Source organism: Leptotrichia sp. OH3620_COT-345 (assembly GCF_003932895.1).
Lineage (GTDB): Bacteria > Fusobacteriota > Fusobacteriia > Fusobacteriales > Leptotrichiaceae > Pseudoleptotrichia.
This window is the reverse complement of record NZ_RQYW01000001.1, coordinates 37,216-63,867: the sequence shown is the minus strand read 5'-3', so window position 1 is coordinate 63,867 and position 26,652 is coordinate 37,216. Positions and strand designations below refer to the sequence as shown.

Genomic DNA, 26,652 nt, shown 5'->3' with positions numbered 1-26,652 from the left:
GTGAGGGATTATTATTAACCTCACATTTTAATTAACTATTAAATTTTTTAACTTTCAAAAATATGAATTATGCTGTAACATATTAAATTTTTGCTTTTTCAAGTATAATTCGTATTTTTAAAAAAATTGAATGTCGGAGCTTTTATTATTTTTTCTTAAATACTTAAATTATACAGTAAAAAAGAGGAGATTCTCCTCCTCTAATTTATAAATTTACTTATTTTTCAGTATATCTCTTATTTCAGCCAATAGTACTTGCTCTTTTGTTGGGATTTCCTCAATTTTTTCCTCTACAACTTCAGCAGGTTTTCTTAATTTATTGATCGCTTTTACCATTAGAAAAATAACAAAAGCCATTATTAGAAAATTAACTATATTCTGTATAAAATTACCGTATAATACAGCTACTTCCGGATTATCCCCTTCAGCAGGTGTAATAACGAGTTTAAGAGCCGTAAAATTAATTTTTCCGAGAATGATACCCAAAATAGGCATAATCATATCGTCAACCAATGAAGTTACTATTTTACCGAAAGCTCCACCTATAATAACCCCAATTGCCAAATCCATGACATTTCCTTTTGAAATAAATTCTTTAAATTCCTTAAACATTCAATTTTATCTCCTCTCATAAATATCGTATATTATAAAATATATTTAAAAAAAAAGCAACTTGAAATAAATTGCTACATATTATATAATATTTAGTAAAGTAAATAGCTATAATCGGAGGAGTATTTTAAATGCTGAATCAAAAAAACAAACGTAATTTTTCTATAATAGCTCATATTGATCACGGAAAATCCACAATTGCCGACAGACTTCTTGAAGTAACAGGAACAGTTACTGAAAGGGAAATGAAAGACCAGCTGCTTGACAGTATGGATTTGGAACGTGAAAAAGGGATAACTATAAAAGCTCAGGCAGTAACTTTGAACTATAAATCTAAAAATGGGGAAATTTATGAGTTTAATCTTATAGATACACCGGGTCATGTTGATTTTATTTATGAAGTATCAAGATCTTTAGCTGCATGTGACGGAGCTCTTCTTGTAGTAGATGCAGCTCAGGGAATAGAAGCACAGACATTGGCAAATGTATATCTCGCTCTGGAAAATGATTTGGAAATATTGCCTGTCATAAATAAAGTAGATTTGCCATCGGCAGATCCTGATAAAGTAAAGATGGAAATAGAAGATGTTATAGGTCTTCCATCTGATAATGCTGTATTAGTATCAGGAAAAACAGGACTTGGAATAGAAAATCTTCTGGAATCGATAATAGAATATATTCCTGCTCCTGCGGGAAATATTGATGCTCCTTTGAAAGCTTTAATATTTGATTCGCATTATGATGATTTTAGAGGAGTAATTACATATATAAGAATAGTAGAAGGAAAACTTTCCAAAGGAGACAAAATTAAAATCATGTCTACAGGAAAAGAATTTGATATTCTTGAGGTGGGAATTTTTTCTCCTAAAATGAAAGAAGTGAAAGAACTGACTGTAGGTTCCGTAGGATATATAATTACAGGAATAAAATCAATAAAAGATACTCAGGTAGGAGATACAATAACGCATGTTAAAAAACCTACAGAACTACCTTTAGCGGGATACAGACCGGCACTGAGTATGGTCTTTGCGGGAGTTTATCCTATTTCTACCGATGACTATGAAGATTTAAGAGAAGCTTTGGAGAAACTTCAACTGAATGATGCTTCATTGACTTATACTCCCGAGACATCCCTTGCTCTGGGATTCGGTTTCAGATGCGGTTTTTTAGGTCTGCTGCATATGGAAATTATAGTTGAAAGACTTAGACGAGAATTTAACATTGATTTAATATCTACAGCACCATCGGTTGAATATCATGTAACTAATGAACTGGGAGAAATGCTCATAATAGACAATCCGGCAGAATTTCCCGTAGGAAAGAAATATATAGAAGAGCCTTATGTGAAAGGAACAATTATCGTACCTAAAGATTATGTGGGAAATGTTATGGAATTGTGTCAAGAAAAAAGAGGAACATTTCTAACAATGAATTATTTGGATGATACAAGAACAATGATAAGTTATGATTTACCTTTGGCTGAAATAGTAATAGACTTTTATGACAAGCTGAAATCAAGAACAAAAGGATACGCTTCATTTGAGTATGAAATGATAGGATATAAAGAATCAGATCTTGTAAAAGTGGACATACTTGTGAGTGGAAATCCTGTAGATGCTTTTTCTTTTATTGCTCATAAGGATAATGCTTATTATAGAGGAAGAACAATAGTAGAAAAACTGAAGGATGTTATACCGAGACAACAGTTTGAAATACCGCTACAAGCAGCTTTAGGGACAAAAATTATTGCTCGTGAAACAATAAAAGCACTTAGAAAAAATGTATTGGCAAAATGTTACGGAGGAGATATAACACGTAAGAAAAAGTTGTTAGAGAAACAAAAAGAGGGGAAAAAACGTATGAAGGCTATTGGTAATGTAGAAATACCGCAAGAGGCATTTTTATCGGTACTGAAGTTAAATGATTAAAATAGCCTTAATTAAGAGAGGTCGATTATGAAAAAAAATATTATATTTTTTGATGTTGAAACAAACGGAAAAGTAGGAAGTTCAGTTTTATCAATATCTGCAATAAAAGTAAGTTATGATTTTGAAAAAAAGAACTGGGAAAAAGTTTCAGAATATGACAGATTTTATTTTAGAAATGAGGGAGAGCCTATAGATTTTGGTGCTATTAATGTAAACGGCTTGACTGATGATGTTATTTCCCAAAAAAGAAATGGAACAGATTATCCATTGACTTTCAAAGAAGATATGGACTCATTTTATTTATATTGTCAGGATACAAAACATTTTGTAGCACACAATATAAAATTTGACAGGAGTTTTATTCCTTTTCCTCTGAAAAATCAGTTTGATACAATGATGGAAAATGTAGATATAGTAAGAGTCGGACTTAATGATTATGGTTCATATAAATGGCCAAAATTAATGGAGTGTGCCAAGTTTTATAATGTGCCTATGGACGAAAATCAGCTTCACGAAAGTTTATATGATGTTCTAATTACATTCAGAGTATTTTATAAAATGTCAAAAAATTCTTTTGGAAAAATAAGGGTAAACGGTTTTCTGGAAAAAGAATAAAAATAATTAATTCATAAATTTGGAGAAAATGAATGGGAATTTTACTGGAAAAAAATAATAAGAATGGAGAAATTATAAATGTCGAAAGTTATTCTGAAATTTTGAAATTTGAAGTTTCAGAATATTTTTCACGTAACATTTCCGGTTTTATTGAAAAAAAAGATTTTCAAGGAGTATTGGAATATACTGAAAATCAGATTAATAAAAAACTTGAAATTCCTCTTAGAATAGATAGCGGTTCAGCTTTAAATGATAAACCCAATATGCTTATTATTAATGAAAAGGCCAAATTTATGAATTTTTTTGTTTATTTAAAAAAAGAGCTTTTAAGTTGTAAAAAATTTTATTTTATAGTAAGTTTTATAAGATATTCAGGAATACAGCTACTCATAAGTATTTTTGACGAACTTGAAGCAAAAGGTGTAAAAGGGGAAATTATTACATCAGTTTATTTGAATATAACCGATCCTAAAGCACTTAAAAAACTTTTTTCCTATAAAAATATAAAAGTAAAAATATACAATAATTCCAATGAGAGTTTTCATACAAAGGCATATTTATTTCAAAAAGAAAAATATCACACTTGTATAATAGGCTCATCAAATATCAGTCAGAGTGCTTTATATTCAGCTGAAGAGTGGAATTTAAAACTTACAGGAGGAGATTTTTTCAATATTTATGAAAAATCTATGGAACAGTTCAAAAAACTTTGGTATAGTAATGAAGCTGTAGAGCTTTCAGAAGATTTTATAATCAAATATGAACATTATAAAAACAATAATAAACCTCAAAATACATTTGATTATAGAAAAATAAAAAATCAAACAGGTCAATTCGAACCTAACGGTATGCAAGAAGAAATTCTTAAAAAACTTGAAGATACAAGAAAAAATGGAAATAAACGCGGACTTGTAGTAGCAGCTACAGGTACGGGAAAAACATATTTAGCGGCAATGGATATAAAAAATTATAATAAAAACAAAAATATTATCGGACATAATAGGGAAAATGTCGGTATTAAAAGAATAAAATTTTTATTCATCGCTCATAGGGAAGAGCTATTGGAAAATGCTATAAATGTATTTTCCGACATACTGAATATAGATAAAAATATATTTGGAAGAATGTTCAAAGGAGAAAAAAAAACTCAGGCTGATATAATTTTTGCTTCAGTTCAATCTTTACGTAGTTGTTATGAAAAATTTGATAAAAATAAGTTTGATTATATAGTAATAGATGAATTTCATCATGCAAGTGCGGAAAGCTATAACAAAATTATAAATTATTTTGAACCTGAATTTTTACTGGGACTTACCGCCACTCCCGAACGTATGGACGGGAAAGATATATTAGCTTTATGCAATTATAATTTAGTTGGAGAAATGGGATTAAAAAAAGCTATGGAGAAAGATCTTATAGTTCCTTTCCATTATTTTGGTGTTGATGATACAGTAAATTATGAAAATATCCCTTACAAAAATGGGAATTACAATGAAGAAATACTTTTAAGTCAGTTATCCGAATTAGAGAGAGTTGATTATATAATAGAAAAGATTAACAAATTTGGGTATGATGGAAATAAAATGAGTGCTGTAGCATTTTGTCAAAATGTAAAACATGCTGAATATATGAAAAAAAATTTTTTGGAAAGAGGATATAAAAGTGAAATAATAACTTCAAAAACTAATATGACCGATCGGTCTAAAATTTTAGAAAAATTTAAAAGAAAGAAAATAGAAATACTGTGTGCTGTTGATATTTTAAATGAAGGAATTGATATTCCCGATATAAATCTTCTTTTATTTTTAAGACCGACTTTATCTTCAACAGTATTTATACAGCAGATAGGAAGAGGGCTCAGAAAATCTAAAAATAAAGATTTTGTTACAATAATTGATTTTATTGGAAATCATAAAAAAGATTATTTGATTACTAAAGTATTTTCTGAAGAAATTCATAATAGAAGTTTTTTGTATGACAAAAAAGAAAAAATAATAGATGAAATAAAAAATCAGTTTTCAAATATTCCGGGAGCTTCTTATATCGAACTTGATCGTATATGTCAGGAAAGAATTATAGAAAAAATTGAAAAAATTAATTTTAATTCACGAAATACATTGAAAGAAATATATCAGGAATATAAGATGGAAATTGGAAAATCTGAAAATGAAATTTTGGAAATTTCAGATTTTGATTCAAATATGGAATTATATGTAGAATTGGTTTTAAAGTTGGAATCTTTTTATAATGCACAATTACATTTTGAGAATTCAAATTTTCTTCAAAAATACAAGTTGAATAATAAAGAAAATTTATTTTTAAGTTATTTAGAAAAAAAATTGAAATTAATTGAACCTTTTACTTATTTAATAATAAAATATTTTTTAAAACATAAATTTGAAAAGATTACTTATATAACTCAAGAAATTGTCATACAGGAATATAAAAAATATTTCAATATGAAATCAGACTTTCAGAAATTATATTTAATAAACAGAATTTTTCAGGAATTAATTGAAGATAATATACTTGAAAGTAGATTATATGGATATAAAATTTCATCTGAATATGAAGAACTATTTTTGAATAAACATTCGGAATTTGAAAAAAGATTGGAACATTTATTAATGTTAGGGTTAAATGAATTCAGAAAAAATGATTTAGAAGAATTTAATGAAAATGTACTGATTACTTATAAAGAATATATGAGGATAGATTTGCAGATATTGCTTGATTCTAAAGTACCTAAAGGAACATGGCGTGCAGGATATGCAAATACTGATAAAGATATATGTCTATTCATCACAAACGATAAATCACATATAGTCCAAGAAAACCTTAAATATGATAACTCTCTCCACGCTGACGATATAATTCAATGGATAAGCCAGCCCAAAACTTTTCATAAATCGAGTGTAGGTCAGATGTTTATAAAACACAAAGAAAAAAATATAAAAGTTCATATATTTATAAGAAAATATGCATTTATGAGTAATAATAAAACTAATCCTTTCATATATTTAGGAAATGCATATTATTATAAAAGTTACGGGGATAAACCGATGACCATATTATGGAAACTCAAACATAAAATACCTCAGGAACTAATATATGATTTATATGAATAAATATAAGAATTTTATTATTTTTAAATGATTTGAATAAAAAATCTTTTTAAAATTAAAAAATATTATTTTCCATAAAATTAAAATGAAAAATAATTTTAGGCAAAATATATAGAAAAAGGATTATACGTTATCTTTAATTAACGTAAATTTATTGTATAAAGGAGAAAAACGGTTTTAAAGAAATTCTTATTTTCAAAACTGTTTAACAAAAAATTGAAATTTGAAACATTTTTAATAATATGTAATTATGTAGGAACTGTAGCGTTTGCAGCTTCAGGAGCATTAAAAGGAATAAAACATAATCTTGATATATTTGGTATAACTTTACTTGCTATACTTACAGCTTGTGGTGGAGGGATTTTACGTGATATATTAGTAAATCAGATTCCTGACGCTCTTGTAAATCCTGAGGCATTATACATAGCTGTCATATCTTCAGGAATAATTTGTGTATTTATGAATAAAATAAAAAAACGAATAAAAATATCTTGGCAGAAAAAAATAAAACTTTACAGGTTAGTTATTATTTCAAATCTTATATTTGATTCAGTAGGGCTTGCTGCATTTACACTGATAGGTGCAAATAAAAGTATAAGTATGGGGCTGAATATAGTAACAACTGCTACTTTAGCTGTACTTACAGGAGTAGGAGGAGGAATAGTCAGAGATTTACTTGTCACCGAAATTCCTATAGTATTAAAAGAAGATATTTATGCAGTATTAGCTTTTGGCGGAGGAATAGTTTATCATATATTTGTAATAAAATTTAAGTTTTTAAGAATACCGACAATGATAGTTTTATTTATTATAATTTTAGTAATAAGATTGATAGTTATAAAATATAAAATAAATTTACCCAAAACTAAAATAGAATAATTTAAAATATAAAATATTATCGGACTTAAATAAATGACATAAAACTGGAGAAATAAATTGGAAATCAAAATAAGATACACAAAAACAGGAAAAAAAATAGAAATATATAAATTTTATGCTAAACTTCACACCGAAGTTATATTAAATAAAAAACAATTTGAAGAGCATATTTTAAAAAAACATTCTAATATAACACTTGAAATTATAAGTAATGTTTTAATTAATCCTGATTATGTGACCAAACGGTCTAATTCTAAAAAAGAACATTTTTATCAAAAAAAAATAGAAAAAAATTATTATTTTGTAGTTGTATCAAATCAAAAAAATGTACGTCGTACAAGATTCATTTTGACAGCATTTTCTGTAGATGATATAAATTTTTTAAAAGAAAAAAATATTTATTATAAGTATATAAGAGATAGCAAAATTAATTTATAAATTATTTTTTACATATTTTTAAAGATACAAACGACATATATTGAGAAATTTAAAAGGCGAATTAGAATTTTGGAATTAAAAAAAATTTTATATTTTTATATAATATTTTTGATAATATGATAAATTAATTTCCAAAATGGACAGATATAGTTTTAAAATAAAAATGAATGTAACTAATAAGAAAATATTATAAGAAGTCTTTTATATTTAATGTTAATTGAGTAAATATGATAAATTGATTGTTAATATAAAATTTTTATTTTAGGTCCGATAATATATGTTATGTATAAAACGGATTTAAAACTAAAAATATAAATCAAAATATCTATATAAAATTACTACCCTATTTCAATAAATTATATTTCTACCGGAATACTATCAGATTCCAAATATAAAACAAATATCTTCCAAAGTGGAAACTAATTGTAAAACGTTATACTTATGTTGACCAAAAGCAATATACTTTTTTCTTCATAAACTCCTTTTTGAGCCCTTCGGGGCTCTTTTTTCACTTTTAATTAAAAATTGATAATTAAGTTTATATTGTTATTGCTTCATCTTTGTGATATAATAACACTTGTTATACTATAAGGATGAAGGATAAATATGACTAATATTAACCTATCTAATTTTACTTATAACAATTATTTCATATAAATTGAAATTATAAAGTCTGTTAAATAATAAAATTTACTTATTAACTTAGCAGATACACTATTTGTACAGGGAGGTAATAAAATGCTTAATTTAATTGATGAAGCTCTTGTAAAAATGAATACTAATGAGTTTCTGAACAATATAAAGAAAGCTTTTAATGATATATTTTCAGCGGAAAATATGGAAAAAATAAATTTAATGAACTATTTACCTGAAGATAAATGGCTCTATATAAAAAAACATGGATTACTTTTACCCTTTTTGACTGAAAAATTTGGAGGAAGAAAAGCAAATCAATTTGAAATTCAGGAAGTATTGAGAATTGCAGGAAATTATGGAGTTCCTGTAACATTAAGAACCGGAATTGAAGGGGCGTTGGTTCTTCAACCACTTACCGAATTTGGAAATTCTGAACAGATCACAAAAGGACTTGAACTAATATTTAACGGTGAAGGTGGCGGACTTGCCATAACTGAACCAGAAACATCAGGCTCTGCCATTGCTAAAGAAATGCAGTCATATTATGAATATGTTGATGAAAATACTGTTCGTTTAAAATCTACTAAATATTGGCAGGGTAATTCCCAAAGTGATTTTCTTCTTGTTGCAGCCAAAGAAAAAAAAGACGGGAGAATTTCAAAGGCTATAAGCCTTATATTTGTACCTAAAAAATATATAAAATATGATGTACTGAAATCGGAAGGTTTGAAAGCTGTAAGATATGCCGTAAATAAAATTGATGCTCTTATACCTTCAAAATATATTATTCAGCTTTCTGACTCTAGAGCTAATTCATTAAGGGAATTTCAGAATATATTTATAAGAAGTCGTCTACAGCTTATCGGAATGACACATGGAATAATGGAATATATTTTAAAAAATATAAAAAAATATTCAAGAAGTGAGATAAAATTTGTAGAAAGAGAAATTGAAGAAATTCGAAAAAAATATGCTGCTTCTCAAGTTTTATATAATTATACTTGTAATAATATTTCTCCTGATAAGTCGGTAGCTGATAAACTTATGGAAGCAAATATAATTAAAAGCTTATCAACGGATTATACTTATGAAGCTGCAAAAACAGCTCAGAAATTATTAGGTGCCAAAGGATTTGAGTATGGCCATCCGATGAGTAACATTGCAATTGATTTTAGGCCTTTTACTATTTTTGAAGGTCCTAATGATATGCTATATGCAGAAATTTATGATCAATTTTCCAAAGCTACTGCCGAAGAAAAGAAAATGGGAGTAAAAATTAACAAAGAACTGACTATTTATGATAGATTTATATCTGATAAAAGATTTAAAGTGCTTTCCGTTTCTACAGAAAATATAATTCAAAAAATAGATGACATTATATCTTTTATGAAAAAATATTCTTTAAATGAAATAGACCAGATAAAGAAAGTATTTACAGGGAAAATTATATCCAAACTTTTTGTTCTAATTCAAACAGAACTTCCAGATTTATCAGAATTTCTTATTAAGGATATAAAAAAGGATATTTTAGATTTTGAATATTGCTAAAAATTTAAGAAAAAAGCTATGCATAATCCGGTTTATTATAAAAAATACTGTTTTATAAGTGAAAAATAATTTTCCAATTTTAATAACATATTTTTTAAGTTACATTTGAATAAATATAAAATTACAAATAGGAAAACTGTTTAATTTATAAAACAGTTTTTTTATTTTTTAAAATTTATATTATTAAATATCAATTTTCACCTCGCAAAGAATTTGAAATCATATTTCCGATGATTTTAAAATTAAAAACATTTCTATATATTTTGCCTTATAGATATTATAAAAAATAATTTTATTAGATTAAAAACACTTCTCTAATTATATATAAAATTAAAAACTTAATATTTTTACTAATTTTATAAAAATTAAAAAATCATAAAATTTATAATATATTTTTTTATTCAATAACTTGTTGAATAATTTTTTAAAATTCAGATTAACATTTTATTTTAAACTTGTACTGTAATTTTTTAACCTTTTTTATTTTGAAAACTATTCAAAAGTTTTCCACATTTCCTACATAAATATGTTGCTTTTGTTTTTTTAATACAGGAAAATTTAAAGTAAACAAATAAATGCAGTGTATTTTTTAAAAAGACACACAAAAAAAATATCTACTTTTCCACATTTTTAAAATAAACTATAATCAAGATTAAAATAAACCGTTTAAAAGTTTATTGAATAAACCGGAAACAAGTTTACCCCTTTTTTTTAAATAATCTTCTGCATTTATTATCTGTATTTTTTATTTAACTCAAATATTAAATGTATATTTTTTCAATTTATTATTTTTTCTTACTTTTACAATTATTTGAAATTTAAAAATACTTTGTAAAATAAAAAATCACTGCTCTCATAAACAGTGACTAAGTTTCATATTTTATTTTCTTTTTGATCTTTTTATCATTATTAATATTATCCACATACTCAGATATAAGACAGCAAATGCTGCTATATTAATTAAAATACTGAATTTTCCTAAATAAGGGGTATTTATCTTATTTGAAATATAATAAGCAGTAAGTGATGTTACTGACGAGAGAAAAAGAAATTTCAAATAAATCATTTTATTCAACTTAATATGCCTTTTATTTAAAGAAATAAGTAATATTATATAGTTTATCATAGCTGAAAAGGAGGTTGCAATTGTAAGTCCCACATGGGCATATTTTTTATATAAGAGAAAATCCAATAAAATATTTATAAAGATTGCGGTAAATGATGAAATCACAGGTAATATTCTGTCTTTATATACATAATGGCTTCGTGTCAGCAAATGTATTGTAGAAAAAAATAAAAGCCCTAAAGCATAAAATTGTAGTGCCTCTGAAGTTATTACAACTCCTTTATCTGAAAAATGTCCTCTTTTATATATAAGTGTAACTATAGGCTCAGCATATCCCATAAGTATGGTCGAAGACGGAATAATAAGAAATGCCAACATATTCAGGCCTTTTTGTATAGTGTTTTTTACTTTTTTTGTCTGTTTTTTTACTACCGCTTGTGATAATGTAGGAAAAATTACGACCGATAATGATATTGCAAAGACACCTATTGGTAATAAATAAAGTCTACTTGCATAATTTAAAGCACTTGCAGTTCCCGGAGGAAGAGTGGTAGCAAATCGATTATCTACTATTTCATTAATTTGATATCCAAATATTCCTATTAATGTAGGTATCATGAGTTTAAACATTTCCTGAACATATTCATCTTTGAGATTAAATAGGAATTTATATTTTTTCATTATTTGAAAAAACTGGGGAAGCATCATCCCAAGTTGAAAAACTCCAGATAGCAGATATGCTGTTCCCAAACCATAAATTCCCCATTTTTTTGATGTAAATAAAGTTCCTATTATTATTGTCAAGTTAAAAACAAGTCCTGTAGAAGCTGCAATAGCAAATTTTTTGTAGTTATTTAAAAGTGAGGCAACTACCCCTGAAAGAGCAATAAATAAAAAATAAAATGCCACTATTTTCAGTAAATTATTTGCTATTTCAAACCTCTGAGGATCATTAAATCCTGTAGTCACTTTTAAAATTGGTCTTGAAAAAACTATCATTATAATTGATAAAGTTGATGTAAAGGCAATGATAAGGTTCAATAGGGAAAAAACAAAATCATCGGTTTTTTCTTTTCCTTTTTCTTCAAGGCCTTTATTATAAATTGGAATAAAAACCGTTCCAAGTGAGCCTTCTCCAAACAACGTTGTAAAAAAATTAGGAATCTTAGTAGCACTGACATATGCATCAGTAAATCCGGTAGCTCCAAACATACTTCCTATTATCATTTCTCTTATTAGACCGAGCAGTCTACTAAGCATATTTATGGTCATAACAATAAAACTTGATTTAAACATTAATAAAATTTACCTTTCTGTTATGATGATAACTTTTGTATATAAAATTCTTTTTCATCACTGACTATATCTATATAGCCGCTTTTAAACATTTCGAGTATACATAAAAATAACGAAACTATTCTTGATTTTGTAAATTTATTTTTCAATAATGTACTGAAACTTATCCTATTTTCAGTAATCATAATTTCATTTATTTCATCCACCGCATCTTCTGTGGAATAATCCTCTTCCAGATTTAAAATAAGCTTTTCCTTATCTTCCTCTTCCAATAACGCTTTAAAGCTGTTCAATAAAGTTTCCAGAGTCAATTTTGAGATATCGTATTCTATTAAGGCAGTTTCAATATTTTTTGTTCCTGTTCGTTTATATGGCACATTATATTCATTTTCGTATTCTGAAAATAATTCTGAAATTTCCTTAAAAAGTTTGTACTCCATAAGTTTTCTTTCAAGATCTTCTATTTTTTCATCCTTTTTTTCCTTGTTTAATATTGAATATGCCTTTATTTCAATAAGATCTGTTGCCATAATCAAAAATTCAACTTTTATTTTCAGATTTTCATTTTTTTGTTGTTTTATATAAATCAGGTAATCATCTATTATTTGTGAAATATTTATTTCAGTAATTTTCATCTGTTTTTTTTCAATTAAATGTATAAGAAGGTCAAGAGGTCCTTCAAAATTATCTATTTTTACTTGTATCGTAGTATTTTTCATCTATTCTTTTTCTCCAAGTATGAGTAGTATCCTCAATTTTTTTCATAAGTTCATCTAAGGAATTGAGTTTTACTTCATCCCTTATTTTTTCAAGAATTTCGATTAATATAATTTTTCCATATATATCTTTGTCAAAGTCAAATATATGCGTTTCTACATTCAGGCAATCACTTTCTACAGTGGGATTTTTACCGATATTCATTGCACCATGGTAAATTTTATTCTCTCCTTCGATGTGAATATATACTCCATATACTCCAAATTCAGGATAAATCCTATTTTCAAAAGTCAGATTTGCTGTAGGAAAGCCTAGAGTTCTTCCTAATTTTTTTCCATGTATGACTTTTCCCATAATAATAAAATTATGTCCTAGCAGCTCTTTCATTTTAGTCAAATCAGACTTTTCAATATACCTTCTTATCCTTGTACTGCTTATTATTTCGTTTTCATTGTCTAAGACAGGTGGTTGAACATTAAGTGCTATACTGTTGTTATACTTTTCTCTAATTATATTGTCAAGAACTTTAATATTTCCTGACTTATTTTTTCCAAAAGTAAAATTGAATCCGCAGTATATTTCTTTTGTATTTAATGTTTTAATTAAAATTTTATCTACAAATTCTTCAGGTGAAAAATTTTTCACATCTTCAAATTCATCTAAATATATGTAATTAATATCAGCTCCACTTATTAATTCCAGTTTTTCCGAAGGTGTAGTAATTCTACTTTCCTTTTTTTGAGGATATTCAGAAAAAGTATAAACTACGCTTTTATATCCTTTTAAAAGAGATTTTTTTACAGCACTGTCAAAAATTTTTCTATGTCCTTCATGGACTCCATCAAAATTTCCCAAAATAACAATATTCTGACTTTCCTTTATATCATCAGCATTTGAACAATTCATATTTCTAAATTTTAAAAATTCTTCTATATTTTTCTGATTTTTTGAAATTATTTTTATACTCATTTTCTTCAACTTCCTAAATAAAATTTATTCTGAACTATATTATATATATTATTTCCAATATTAGCAAGTATTTTATATAAATAATTTTCTCATATATTCAGGAAGAGTTTGAATTATGTGAGAAGCATTTATAATATATTGTTTTTTCAGCAATTCGTCAGCAATATATCCATGAAGAAAAGCACCTATATTGGCACTTTCTATTAATCCGTAATTTTGTCCTATAAGAGATGCAATTATCCCGGTTAGACAATCACCCATTCCTCCGTTTGCCATATGAGGATTTCCGGTACTGTTTATATAAGTTTTTTTTCCGTTAGTTATTAAAGTATTTCTGCCTTTTAAAAGCAATATAACCCCTTTGGATAAAGCAAAATTCTTACAAATTTCAAATTTATTTTTTTCAATGTTTTCAGGAGTTATTCCTGTTAACCTTGAAAATTCAACTAAATGAGGTGTTAAAACAGTTCTACCTTTAATTTTTTCAAAAATTTTTTTATTTTCTGAAAGGAGATTCAATCCGTCAGCATCTATAACTAAATTTATTTTATTGCCTTTATTATTTTTTTTGTAATTTATAATTTTTTTAAAAATATTAAAGGAATTTTCTGTCTTTCCTATACCCGGTCCAATGGCAACAACATCAGAATTTAAAATTACTTTTTCTATTTCTTCAAAGTTTTTTTTAAGGCAGCTATTATCTATTTCGATTGTCATTGCTTCTATGATAGATGAACTGATATTGTCAACAATATCAATATAAGTAAGTAAAGTGACTAGTCCTGCACCACTTCTGACACAAGAATTTACAGTTATTTTTGCAGCACCTGAAAAACCTTTACTTCCTGCAAAAATTAGTACTTTTCCAAAATTTCCTTTATGAAAATCTTTATTACGTCCGATAATATATCTTCTAATGAATTTTTTGGTAAGATAATAATCATCTGTCAATTCTGAAAAAATATTTTCATTTATACCTATATTTTCTATTTCTATATTCCCGAAACAGCTTTCATTTTTTTTATTGAAAAATCCTTTTTTATATGTAACAAAAGAAACGGTTTTAAATGCTTTTACCGCTTCTCCCATTATTTCTCCCGTATCGCCGTTAATTCCTGAAGGGATATCTACTGAATACACTTTTGCTTTAACGGAAAATTTATTTATTTTTTTAATTATATCTTTAAACTTTCCTGTAACCTCAGAATTTAATCCGGTTCCGAATAAAGCATCTACTATTATTTTACTGTTGATAAGGAGATGTTCCAATTCTTTAATATCATAATATATTTTCATATTTAATTTTTTACATATATTATAATTTATTTTACAGTCATTACTCATATTTATATTATCTACACAGAAAATAGATACATTTTTTTCTGAAACATGAAGTTGTCTTGCAATAGCATAACCGTCACCACCATTATTTCCTTTTCCACAAATTACAAGATAACTGTCGGAAGTCATATCCATATGTTTTATAAAAGAAACTGCTGCATTTTCCATAAGAACATTTCCCGGCACTCCTAATACAGTTATAGCATAATTATCAATTTTCTTTGTTGTATCATTTCCTCCTATTAACATACCGCCTCCTATTATTGATCTTTTAGTTGATAAATAACTCCGAAGTTTATGACATGATTGTTATAAAGTCTGTTTTTTTCAAAATTATATCCAAATTTGTATGTCAATGAATCATTTTTTTCATATTTTACATTTCCTCCTGTTACAAGTGTTCTATGTTTATAGGTATCATTATTGAGAGTTTTGTTATAGTTGCCTTTATCAGAAAAGACATTTTTCATATTCTGTTTATATTCAGTTCCTATTTCCCATCTGATTTTATCATTGTATTTCTGCTGGAGTTTTACTCCCGTGGAAGCTATCACATCGGAATCGGAATTTGATGAATAGCTTTTGCCGTTTTTAGATGCCATTTTTTCATTTATATTTTTCCATTCAACTCCTGCAGATGGCACGAGTTCTATATTATTTCCCAAATCTTTTTTTACTGAAATATTTCCTTTGGAATTTATATAATCATAATGACTTGAAGGGGTGTTATTTTTTATTCCTTTTTTATAAGAATGTCCTGTTCCATATTCTACCTTTCCTTTATAAATTATACCGTTTTTTTCATATTCAGTATTTACTGATACATTATTATCATCAATATTTTTTTTATGTTTTGTTTGTGCTATGTTTTGCCTTATTTCTTTATCTTTATGGTTTAGCCCTATTCCTACTTTAAGCTTTTCATCAACTTTATGATCATAGCTTGCTTTATATTCTTTTGTTCTTTTATTAAATCCATTTGAATTCAAGTCTTTACCTTTATCGCTTTTAGTATTTGTTTCCGCGATAATGGGTATCTCAAGTAAAGGTTCATTTTCAGGAGAATATACTTTTAATATTTTATTATTTTTATATGTAGTCGTATTTCTGGAAAAAGTTGTTGAATCTTTACATAAAGGTAAATTACTTTTCTTTTTTGAATTTTTGACAGTACATTTTGTTGTTTCAAGCTGTCTATCAAGTTTTTTTTCTTTTTCTTTGGTGGTTTCAAGTTCTTTTGAGACTTTTTCATAGTTTTTATTATTTTGATTTATTTTTTTAGATATATTTGCTCCGAAAGAAAAACCTTGGGTAGAAAACAGAGCAAGAAGTATATAAAATAAAATTATATTTTTCATTATATTATCTCCATAAAATTATAATTATTTTCAGTTTGACATTAATTAAAATAAAATTTATTTCTAAATAGTTGTATTATATATTATTTGAGTTCTATTTTTAAATATTTAAGTTTTATAAAAAAAACAATCATAATTTATTTAAAGCAATAAAAACTTTTTAAATATATAAAACTCAGATAAGACTGATTTTTGTAAGTTTTAAAAAAATTCAAAAATAAATCATTTCTTTATTATACCGTATTTAACTATAATGATAAACATATTTTTTTCTTATTTTTATATTTTTTATGAAAATTATATTAAAAAAGTTCCATAAAAACCTTTTTTATTCCACATTTTTTAACTTTATAATGATTCAGTACAAAAGTATGGATGCAAAAATAGAAATTTTTATGAAACATTAATAAATTTATTTTATTTTTTCATATAAATTTTTTAAATATTCTTGGGCTTTATCTTTTAATTCAGGATGACGTAGCCCGAATTCAATGTTTGCTACAAACATGCCGAACTTATCGCCTGTATCATATCTCAATCCTTTAAAATCATAAGCATATAATTTATTTCCCGATTTTTTCATATCAAGTATGGCATCTGTCAACTGTATTTCTCCACCTTTTCCGGGTTTTGTATTTTTCAAAAAGCTGAAGATTTCAGGTTCTAACACATATCTTCCCAGTGCTGCCAGTTTGCTCGGTGCTTCTTCCAGAGATGGTTTTTCAACAAAATCTGCAACTTCTACAGTAGATTCGTCTATTTTTTTTAAAGGAGAAATAATTCCATATTTATTTACATTTTTTTCAGGAACTTCTTGTACTCCTAAAATAGTCCCTCCATTTAATTGCTCGTATTTATTTATAAGCTGTTTAGTTACAGGAATTTCACCTTTAGCCGAATCAGTGTATATTACATCATCTCCGAGCAGAACTACAAAAGGTTCATTTCCTACAAATGCTTCAGCACAACCGATAGCATGCCCCAGACCTAGAGGCTTTTTTTGTCTTACATAATAAATATTTGACATTTTTGAAATATCATGTACTACTTTTAACAAATCTTTTTTCCCGTTTTCTTCAAGAGTTTTTTCCAATTCATAAGAATAATCAAAATGATTTTCAATGGAAACTTTATTTCTTCCTGTTACTATAAGTATTTCTTCTATTCCTGATTCTACAAGTTCTTCAACCAGATATTGCAAAGCAGGTTTATCCACTATTGCGAGCATTTCTTTAGGTTGAGCCTTTGTTGCAGGCAGCACTCTTGTGCCTAATCCTGCTGCCGGAATTACTGCTTTTCTAATTTTTTTCAGATTCATTTTTTCACTCCTGTTTTAAATTTTTATTTAAACAATAATTTTACGTGTTAAATTAAAATATAATTTCATCGGAATATTCTACCTGAATTCCGTTAAAAAGACCCATTTGCTCAAAAATCTGTTTTCCTTTTAAATTCACTATCATTTTATATTTGTCCGTTTTTCTGTCATATTCATATTTTCCTATGAAAAAGAAATTTTTATTAGGCTGAATTTGACCAAAAAATCTTAATACTTCCTTATCAGGTAGAGGCAAACCGTTTAAATTTTTTCTGTCAACTGTTTTTAGAAGTTCGGTATATTCAGATAGTTTTTTATAAAAATCATTTTTGAAATCATTATTTGTAGTTTGTTCTCCTATTCCGATATTTATTCCGATATTTAAATTATAGTCTCCGTTTTCTACAAGATAATATGCCATTTTTATTTCTTCACTGTCACAGAATATGTCTTGTGTTTTTTTCCCCTGTTTTATTTTTGTAATTATTCTTCCCAACAGAACATCAGGATTATTCATAAATTCACAACTTAATGATTGAATTCCTAGTACCAAAAATGCTGTTAATAATAGTTTTTTCATTATTTTCCCTCTTATTTTCCAAATTTATTTTATAATATTATTATACCACAAATATTTTATTATTTTATATTATTTTTTTTAAAATAATATTTTATTATTGCTGCAAATTCCCTTATATGAGATTTCGGAACAGAAATTAAAGGAGTTTTGGCACTCAGACCATAGGCTTTAATTCCTAATTTTTCAGCAATTTTTTTTGCCCTGTATAAATGATATTCGTTAGTTACGATAAGTATTTTAAAATTTCCATTTTTATTTTCAGTTGAATTTATTTTTTTTATACTGAATTTTAAATTTTCCACAGTTGTACGGGATTTATCTTCAGATAAAATACTGTTTTCATTTATTCCTCTTTTAATTAATTCTTTTTTTATTACTTCAGCTTCTGAAATATCTTCCCCTTTTCCTTTTCCCCCTGAAGCGACCGCTTTAACCTCAGGATGTTTCTTTAAATATTCCGCTGCTGTTTTTATTCGTTCTTTCAAAGAGGCGGAAGGAACATTTCCGTAAACTCTTCCTCCTAAAATTACGACATAATCAACTTTTTCATTACTCTCATCTTTCATTCCTGAAATAATAAGAAACTGTATAAAAACAAAGAGTATTAAAAATAAAATAAACATAATTTTCAATATTTTTTTACTTTTCGATAGCATTATAATCCTTTCATAAAGTTTTGTTATAATTGATTTGAAAAATACATAAATTTCTAATATGCTTTTATGTTTTATTCAGTGTTAAATCCTCCCGTGTAAAGTTGATAGTAAGCTCCTTTCTGTTTTAGAAGTTCTTCATGATTTCCTCTTTCAATTATTCTTCCTTGTTCAAGAACCATTATTACGTCAGAATTTTTTATTGTAGAAAGTCTATGTGCTATTACAAATACAGTTCTACCTTTCATCAATTTATCCATTCCTTCCTGAACTATTTTTTCAGTTCTCGTATCTATACTTGATGTAGCCTCATCCAGTATAAGCACAGGAGGATCAACTATTGCCGCTCTTGCTATTGAAAGCAATTGCCTTTGACCTTGGGAGAGATTTGCTCCTCCATTATTCAGATATGTGTCATATCCTTCAGGGAGATGTTTTATAAAATTATGAGCATTTGCAAGTTTTGCCGCTGCAACTACTTCCTCTTGGGAAGCATTAGGTTTTCCGTACTTTATATTATCTGAAACTGTCCCTGAAAATAAATGAATATCCTGTAATACTATTCCAAGTGATTTTCTTAAATCAGATTTTTTAATTTTTTTAATGTCTATATCGTCATATTTTATTTTTCCGCTCTGAATATCATAAAATCTGTTTATAAGATTAGTAATAGTAGTTTTTCCGGCTCCGGTTGCACCTACAAAGGCTATTTTCTGACCCGGTTCGGCATATAAATTTATATCATGCAAAATAATTCTTTCATTATTATAACCGAATTTCACATTTTCAAATACAACATTTCCAAGAAGTCTTTTGTATGTCGTATTACCATTTTTATGAGGATATTTCCATGCCCATACACCGGTATGTCTGTCAACTTCCATAATATTGTTTTTTTCATCATATTCTGCATTTACAAGAGTGACATTTCCTTCATCAGATTCAGGTTCTTCATTGAGCAGATCAAACACTCTTTGAGCTCCCGCTGCAGCCAACATAACGGAATTTATTTGATGAGTTGTTTGTGCTATAGGCTGATTTAATGTTTTTGTAAACTGTAAAAATGAAGCAAGTCCTCCTAAAGTAAATTTTCCTATACCTGAAAGAGCTAAAAATGATCCTATTGAAGCAGTAAGTACAAAATTTATATTCCCCAAATTACTTACAATAGGAGCTAAAATATTTGCATATTTATTCGCGTTATTTGAACTTATGAATACGCTTTCATTTATAATGTCAAATTTCTTTTTTATTTCCTCCTCATAAGAAAAAACTTTGACTACTTTCAGACCTTCAAGCATTTCTTTTATATAACCATTTGTAATACCTATATTCTGTTGTTGTTTCCTGAAATTTTTTCCGCTTTTTCCTGAAATTATTTTTGTAACTGTAATTATGAGGATTACCATAAAAATAGCAAAAATCGTTAAAGGAATATTTAATAAAAACATTGAAATTAACACACTTAAAATAGTTACTGCTGCTGATATTATCTGTGTAAGACTTTCTGTGATCATATCCCTTAATGCATCAATATCACTTGAATAGATACTCATTATATCTCCATGAGCATGAGTATCAAAATATTTTATCGGAAATTTTTCCATATGAGAAAATACATCATCTCTCAACTGTTTTAATGTGCCTTGAGCAGTAACTATCATAAGTCTTCCTGTAAAATAGCTGAATCCTATTCCTGCTAAATATGTTATTATCATTGAAAAAATGATTTTTAATAAAGGAGTATAACTGATATCGGGGTTTCCTATATTTGGAACAATATAACCGTCAATAAGCCGTTTTATATAAAGAGTTCCTCTGACCATGCATAAAGAGTTCAGAAATATGAATATAAGTATGGCGATAAAATGAAATTTATATAATCTGAACATATATTTTATTAAAAGCAGAAGAGCTTTGAAAGATTTTACTTTATTCATTTTTTTGTCAGTTCTACTCATTTCCGCTTCCTCCTTCTTTTTGAGAATCTAACACTTCTTTATATATTTTGCTTGATATCATTAATTCTTCATGAGTTCCCATATTGACTATTTTTCCATCATCCAGAACTATAATTTTATCAGCATCTTTAATTGAAGAAATCCTCTGGGCAATAATAATTTTTGTAATATGGGGAATATTATTTTTGAAGGCTTCCCTTATTAATTTATCCGTTTTTGTATCAACTGCACTTGTAGAATCGTCCAGAATAAGTATTTTAGGCTTTTTAAGTAAGGCTCTGGCTATACATAAACGTTGTTTCTGTCCTCCCGAAACATTGGAACCGTTCTGTTCTATATGAGTATTGTATTTATCGGGAAATTTTTGAATAAATTCATCTGCCTGAGCAAGACGGCATGCATTTACAATTTCTTCTTCCGTTGCTTTTTTGTTACCCCATAAAAGATTTTCTTTTATAGTACCTGAAAATAGTACATTTTTCTGTAATACTATGGCTACATTATCTCTTAAAGTTTTTATATCGTATTTTCTTACATCTGTTCCTCCTACTTTCACTTTACCGCTAAGAACATCGTATAATCTTGGAATAAGCTGAACAAGAGCGGATTTGGCACTTCCTGTTCCTCCTATTATTCCGACAGTTTCTCCTTGCTTTATATTCAAATTTATATTTTCAAGGTTTAATACTTCCGAATTGTTACTATAGCTGAAATTTACATTCTTAAATAAAATTGAACCGTCTTTTACTTCAAATACAGGGTTTTCAATATTTTTTATAGCAGGATCTTCATTTAATACTTCCACTATACGCTTCCCGGAAGCTTTTGAAATACTCAGTCTTACAATTATCATTGCTACCATAAGTATACTTATGAGTATATTGGAAGTATATGAAAATAAGCTCATAAGTTGTCCTGTAGTTAAATTTCCTATAACTATCATTTTTGATCCGAACCATGAAAGTAGAATAATACATGAATACATACAGAATAACATTGCAGGAGAAACAAATATTGTAATTTTTTCTGCACTTAATAGCATATTTTTTAGTTCACTTGTAGATTTTTTAAATTCATTTGTTTCATGACTTTCTCTTACGTAAGATTTTACAACCCTAATTCCGTTAATATTTTCCCGTAATTTGGAATTTAATTTGTCATATTTTCTCATTACATTGGAAAATATAGGATACACTTTAAAAATAACTACAATCATTACGATTCCTAAAATTGCGGCTGCTCCGAGAAATATAAGAGATAATCCTGCATTTATGTAAATGGTCATCATTATTGCAAAAATAAGCATTAAGGGAGCTCTGACAAAAATTCTCAGAATCATTTGATATGAAATTTGTAAATTTGCAATATCTGTGGTAAATCTTGTTATAAGTCCTGCGGTAGAAAATTTGTCTATATTTCCAAAGGAAAATTCCTGTATTTTGTAAAAAACTGCCTGTCTTATATTTTTTGCAAATCCTGCTGAAGCTTTTGCGGCATATCTTCCGGCAACAAATCCTGCAAAAAGGGATATTATAGCTACTATAAAAGTTATAAATCCTATAAAATATATATGTTTCATATTTCCTTTACTAAGTCCGTCATCTATTATTGATGACATCAGGAACGGAATTAATATCTCCAGCATAACTTCCACTGAAATGAATAACGGGGATAAAATTGATGCTTTTTTATATTCTCCTACATATGAAAATAATTTTTTCAACATATTTTCATTTTCCTTTCCATAACATAATTATTTAATATTATGCCTATATTTTATTTATCAGATTACTTTTCATTTAAATTATTCAAATTTTTTTGAAAAATATAGTTTCATTGAATAATACTGAGAAATATTTATTTAGTTAACAGTATTGAAAAAAATTATAAGACATATAAAATTAAAAGCACAACAATTTCTTTCAAATTGAAAGATTTGTTAATGCTTTTAAGATTTTCTTATATAATTCACAATTAAATTCAAATTTCTGAATTTATAATAACATAAAATAAATAATATGTCTACTTTTTAATATAGACCTATATATTTTGATAATTAAAGAATAACCTCTATTTCTAATATCTTAAAATCAAAATTTTAAAGTGACTGTAATTCGTTAAGTTGAATTATTTTTATAAATAAAACTATTATCATTTTATATTAAAATTTATTTATTGAGCACTTTTTCTATAAAGTATTTTATTTGTACTTGCCACCAATTCCAATCATGAGCTACATCATATCCCCAAAAATCAACCCATGCAGGAACATTTTTTTCTTTAAGTATTATTTCCATTTCCTTATTTCCGGGTATAAGATCTTCTTCCCATGCTCCCTGACCTATACAGATTATTATGTTTTTTTGTCTGTATAGATCCAGGTAATAGTGATCTGACGGCATATTTTTTAGAAAATGAACGGGAGAATTATCATAAATAAGATTATCCATATAATCTCCAAAAAACATTGACGGATTATAAGCCCCACTTAATGAAATAAGAGTATCAAATAAATCGGGCCTACGGAAAAATAAAATTCCGGCATGAGAACCGCCCATGCTGCAGCCTGTTACTATAATGTCCTTTCTTCCTGTCAGATTATGAATTTTCGGAATAAATTCTTCAGATATATATTTAAACCAATTTTCTTGTTTTTCAATTCTTGCTCTCGGGTTTCCATTCCTATCCGACCATGTTTCACTGTCAATACTGTCTACACAGAAAAGCTGTATTTTCCCTTGTTCAATGAATTCTGATAATGCTTCAACCATTTTAAAATCTTCATAATCATGAAATTTCCCATCTTGGGGAGGAAAAACGAGACACGGTTTTCCAATATTTCCATATCTCTTAAATTCTGTTTCTTTATTTAAGTAATTGCTGTATTCTTTTCTATATTCAGTGTACATTTTTGCCCCTTTCTAATAACTTTAGTTTTATATTTATTTTGAAAATATTATTGGATTTTATGTACAAAATCTACAAATTCTTCCATTTTTTCTTTTGATAAAAATTTTGCAGTATACATGTTGTTTCCCATTGCTGCTGAATAAAGTTCAGGCATTCTCTCATACATCACAAGATTGCTGTTATATTTTTCAATGATTTCTTCGTGTGTATGGATATAATTTTTGCTGTCTCTTCTGCTTACGTACACACAATAATATTTTTCAAGTTCGCTATTGGCAGGAACATTAACAATTTTTCCAAATGCTATCATATCTGCCCATATTTGATATACATCAGTGTTATTGGCATAATTATACATATCAGGAGTGTACCCTCCTGCCGGTCGCATATTTACTTCAAGACCGATATAATCTCCCTTTTTCCCCAGTCCTTTTTTGTCTTCAAGAAGTTTGAAAAATTCCATATGAATAAAACGGCTTTTTACTCCAAAACCTTTGACAGTTCTTCTTCCTGCATCAATTAGTTTTTTCGGGAGTTCCTTTCTTACATAATAATACAAATCAAGTCCTTCATTTACAATATCCATAATTGTAGGTTCCCATGTTATTCCCGATTCAAAAATAGGATTTCCCTCGGCATCTATAATTGCATCATAAGAAACAAGATCCCCTGAAACATATTCCTCCATAATATATTTCATGTCAGGAAGATTTTCATAAAATTTTTTTAATTCTTTTTCATTTTTTATTCTGTAAGTGTTACTTGCTCCTACTCCGTTATCAGGTTTTACAACTACAGGAAACCCCACTTTTTCTATAAATTTCTTGCCTTCTTTCAATGTAGAAACTATATGATAAGCCGCCGTTCCTATTTCAGCTTTTTTATAAGAATTTTTCATAAGTGACTTTTCTTTTATATTAAGAATTTCATCGGACTTTATTCCTGAATTTATATTAAAATCAGTACGGAGTTTTGAGTCCTGTTCCAGCCAATATTCATTATTTGACTCCAACCAGTCTATTTTTCCGTATTTAAAAGTAAAATAACCTACAGCTCTGAGTACTTCATCATAATTTTCCAATGATGAAACCTTATAATATTCAGTTAGAGAATTTTTCAGTTTTTCGTCCAATTCATCATAAGATACATCTGCGATTCCCAATACCGTTACCCCGTTTTGTTTAAGTCTGTCACAAAAATTCCAGTTTGTTTTTGGAAATTGAGGTGAAATATAAACAAAATTCATACTATTTATCTCCTTTCATTTTTTAATTAATGAATTATAGCATATATAATATATTTTTTAAATAATTAATTATTTCGATGAATTTAAATTTTGCAATCCATAAAATATGTAAAATAAGCATAATAAAATATTTTTTACAGTGAACGGGCATTTTTACTTTTCAGTGAAATTTGAATTAGTTTTTAATTAAAAATTTATAAGAAAGGTTAAATGTATTTTTTCAAGAAAATCGTGAAAAATATAGCTATTGACTATAAAATTCATATATAGTAAAATAAATTATATTATATTAAAGAGGTGGAATTTGTATGAATATTGAAGATGATATAAGAAAAAAACTGAATGATGAAGAAGGTGATTCAAATGAACTGATACAGAAAGCGGAAGAAACAATTTATAAATATGATAATTTTCATTCGGAAAATAATAATTCCGATAATATTACTTTTAATTTAGACAGTATTACAGTTAAAAATTTAAAAACAATTATACTGACTAATAAGATAACAGGTATATTGAATATGATTTCAGGTATTTTAGCATCACTTACAGTAATCGGATTATTAACGGGAGTTCCGACTGTTTTAATAGGACTTAAACTCCTTGAATCTTCAAAGGTTCTTGAAAATCTCCAATATAATAAAAAGGGAGAAGAATTGAGACAATATTTTGAATCTTATGGAAAAGCCTGTAAATACACTTTAATTCTTATGATAATAGGCATAATATTCTTTATTTTATATATAATTTTTATAATTGTAATTTTCGGATTTTTTATATATTATATATAAAAATAGTTAATGAGTTAATAAAAAATATCAAGGTAATTTTTACATTCCGATATTTTTTATTAATTTAAGTTAGTTGAGCAGTTTTTTGAATATAATACAGCATAATTTATCCGATAATGAGGTCATCATTATTAACAAAATTTTCCCATTTTTCTCTTTCATATCTGTCTCCTTTACAAAGTAAGTATTGTTGCGTTTCAATTATATAATAAAGAGTGTATACCGTGTTGTAATTTAAGTTCAGATTTATTTTTTCGGGTTTGGTTTTAAAAAATTTTTGGATACTTTGTGCCCATTCCGCATAGACAATTAATTCATTTTTACCCGGATCTAAATAGATAGCAGGTCTTGTTTTATAAAAAAAACAGTCAGCTTTTTTTCCATTAACTTCCATTACTCTTACCTGTTCGGCAAAATCATTATTAAATGAATTTTGCTTTTTTAATATTACAAGAGCCGCTCCTTCAACTTTATTTCTTTTGGCATTATTCTTTTTTACTTTAGCATTTACAATTAAAACTATAAAACCGATAATTAACACTGTTGTAACTATAGTAAGAGGATTGACAGGATAAGTCCCGATCCAGTTACTAAATCCCATTTTCCTGATTAAGTCGATTTGAGAAGTAAAGATTTCCATGTAATTTCCTCCTTAAAACAAATAA

At 27.1% G+C, this 26,652-nt stretch carries 21 protein-coding genes; 7 read left to right on the top strand and 14 right to left on the bottom strand.

The features are described from left to right. Positions 1-213 precede the first annotated feature (213 nt). Positions 214-612, bottom strand: coding sequence for a large-conductance mechanosensitive channel protein MscL (gene mscL, locus EII29_RS00250; RefSeq protein ID WP_125235537.1), 399 nt, complete (start codon positions 610-612; stop codon positions 214-216). A gap of 134 nt (positions 613-746) precedes the next feature. On the opposite strand from mscL, the gene lepA reads away from it, so the two are divergent. The 6 genes from lepA to EII29_RS00220 all read left to right on the top strand — a co-directional run bounded on the left by lepA (position 747) and on the right by EII29_RS00220 (position 9,781). Continuing rightward, a complete protein-coding gene (lepA, locus tag EII29_RS00245) occupies positions 747-2,540 on the top strand; it encodes a translation elongation factor 4 (RefSeq protein ID WP_305021988.1) in 1,794 nt (597 codons plus the stop codon). A gap of 27 nt (positions 2,541-2,567) precedes the next feature. Next, positions 2,568-3,155, top strand: a complete 588-nt coding sequence (locus EII29_RS00240; RefSeq protein ID WP_125235535.1) for a 3'-5' exonuclease — start codon at positions 2,568-2,570, stop codon at positions 3,153-3,155. Between the two features lie 32 nt (positions 3,156-3,187). After that, positions 3,188-6,283, top strand: a complete 3,096-nt coding sequence (locus tag EII29_RS00235) for a DUF3427 domain-containing protein (protein WP_125235534.1) — start codon at positions 3,188-3,190, stop codon at positions 6,281-6,283. A gap of 213 nt (positions 6,284-6,496) precedes the next feature. Then, a complete protein-coding gene (locus EII29_RS00230; RefSeq protein WP_125235533.1) occupies positions 6,497-7,159 on the top strand; it encodes a trimeric intracellular cation channel family protein in 663 nt (220 codons plus the stop codon). A gap of 57 nt (positions 7,160-7,216) precedes the next feature. After that, complete coding sequence (locus EII29_RS00225; RefSeq protein ID WP_125235532.1) at positions 7,217-7,597, top strand: helicase; 381 nt, start codon at positions 7,217-7,219, stop codon at positions 7,595-7,597. A 738-nt stretch (positions 7,598-8,335) separates the two neighbouring features. Next, positions 8,336-9,781 (top strand): acyl-CoA dehydrogenase family protein, encoded by a 1,446-nt coding sequence (locus EII29_RS00220; protein WP_125235531.1) that lies wholly within the window; start codon positions 8,336-8,338, stop codon positions 9,779-9,781. 880 nt (positions 9,782-10,661) lie between these two features. Here the strand turns inward: EII29_RS00220 and murJ are convergent. The 12 genes from murJ to EII29_RS00160 all read right to left on the bottom strand — a co-directional run bounded on the left by murJ (position 10,662) and on the right by EII29_RS00160 (position 25,196). After that, on the bottom strand, positions 10,662-12,143 hold the full coding sequence (gene murJ, locus EII29_RS00215) for a murein biosynthesis integral membrane protein MurJ (protein WP_125235530.1): 1,482 nt from the start codon (positions 12,141-12,143) through the stop codon (positions 10,662-10,664). 20 nt (positions 12,144-12,163) lie between these two features. After that, a complete protein-coding gene (locus EII29_RS00210; protein WP_125235529.1) occupies positions 12,164-12,862 on the bottom strand; it encodes a ScpA family protein in 699 nt (232 codons plus the stop codon). Beyond that, the gene (gene ribF, locus EII29_RS00205) at positions 12,828-13,829 is read right to left on the bottom strand and encodes a riboflavin biosynthesis protein RibF (RefSeq protein WP_125235528.1); all 1,002 of its coding nucleotides are present in this window, start codon (positions 13,827-13,829) and stop codon (positions 12,828-12,830) included. Before ribF ends, EII29_RS00210 begins: the two co-directional genes overlap by 35 nt. A 72-nt stretch (positions 13,830-13,901) precedes the next feature. Then, entirely contained in the window at positions 13,902-15,419 is a 1,518-nt protein-coding gene (locus EII29_RS00200; protein WP_125235527.1) for an NAD(P)H-hydrate dehydratase, read from the bottom strand. Positions 15,420-15,430: 11 nt separating this feature from the next. Beyond that, positions 15,431-16,528, bottom strand: coding sequence for an autotransporter outer membrane beta-barrel domain-containing protein (locus tag EII29_RS00195; RefSeq protein WP_125235526.1), 1,098 nt, complete (start codon positions 16,526-16,528; stop codon positions 15,431-15,433). A 412-nt stretch (positions 16,529-16,940) separates the two neighbouring features. Continuing rightward, on the bottom strand, positions 16,941-17,846 hold the full coding sequence (galU, locus tag EII29_RS00190) for a UTP--glucose-1-phosphate uridylyltransferase GalU (RefSeq protein WP_125235525.1): 906 nt from the start codon (positions 17,844-17,846) through the stop codon (positions 16,941-16,943). A gap of 52 nt (positions 17,847-17,898) precedes the next feature. Further along, positions 17,899-18,426 (bottom strand): hypothetical protein, encoded by a 528-nt coding sequence (locus EII29_RS00185; RefSeq protein ID WP_125235524.1) that lies wholly within the window; start codon positions 18,424-18,426, stop codon positions 17,899-17,901. A 59-nt stretch (positions 18,427-18,485) separates the two neighbouring features. Continuing rightward, on the bottom strand, positions 18,486-19,082 hold the full coding sequence (locus EII29_RS00180) for a YdcF family protein (RefSeq protein WP_125235523.1): 597 nt from the start codon (positions 19,080-19,082) through the stop codon (positions 18,486-18,488). A 71-nt stretch (positions 19,083-19,153) separates the two neighbouring features. Continuing rightward, positions 19,154-21,040 carry an ABC transporter ATP-binding protein gene (locus tag EII29_RS00175; protein ID WP_125235522.1) on the bottom strand — a complete coding sequence of 629 codons (1,887 nt, stop codon included), beginning with the start codon at positions 21,038-21,040 and terminating at the stop codon, positions 19,154-19,156. Next, positions 21,033-22,766: an ABC transporter ATP-binding protein gene (locus EII29_RS00170; protein WP_125235521.1), complete on the bottom strand. Its 1,734-nt coding sequence runs from the start codon at positions 22,764-22,766 to the stop codon at positions 21,033-21,035. Before EII29_RS00170 ends, EII29_RS00175 begins: the two co-directional genes overlap by 8 nt. Positions 22,767-23,208: 442 nt before the next feature. After that, a complete protein-coding gene (locus EII29_RS00165; RefSeq protein WP_125235520.1) occupies positions 23,209-23,949 on the bottom strand; it encodes an esterase family protein in 741 nt (246 codons plus the stop codon). Between the two features lie 47 nt (positions 23,950-23,996). Then, positions 23,997-25,196 carry an acetyl-CoA carboxylase biotin carboxylase subunit family protein gene (locus EII29_RS00160; RefSeq protein WP_125235519.1) on the bottom strand — a complete coding sequence of 400 codons (1,200 nt, stop codon included), beginning with the start codon at positions 25,194-25,196 and terminating at the stop codon, positions 23,997-23,999. Between the two features lie 308 nt (positions 25,197-25,504). Between EII29_RS00160 and EII29_RS00155 the strand changes: the two genes are divergently transcribed. After that, positions 25,505-25,987 (top strand): DUF5362 family protein, encoded by a 483-nt coding sequence (locus tag EII29_RS00155; protein ID WP_125235518.1) that lies wholly within the window; start codon positions 25,505-25,507, stop codon positions 25,985-25,987. 106 nt (positions 25,988-26,093) lie between these two features. Here EII29_RS00155 and EII29_RS00150 read toward each other — a convergent pair whose 3' ends face one another. Next, positions 26,094-26,627, bottom strand: a complete 534-nt coding sequence (locus tag EII29_RS00150) for a hypothetical protein (protein WP_125235517.1) — start codon at positions 26,625-26,627, stop codon at positions 26,094-26,096. Positions 26,628-26,652 lie beyond the last annotated feature (25 nt).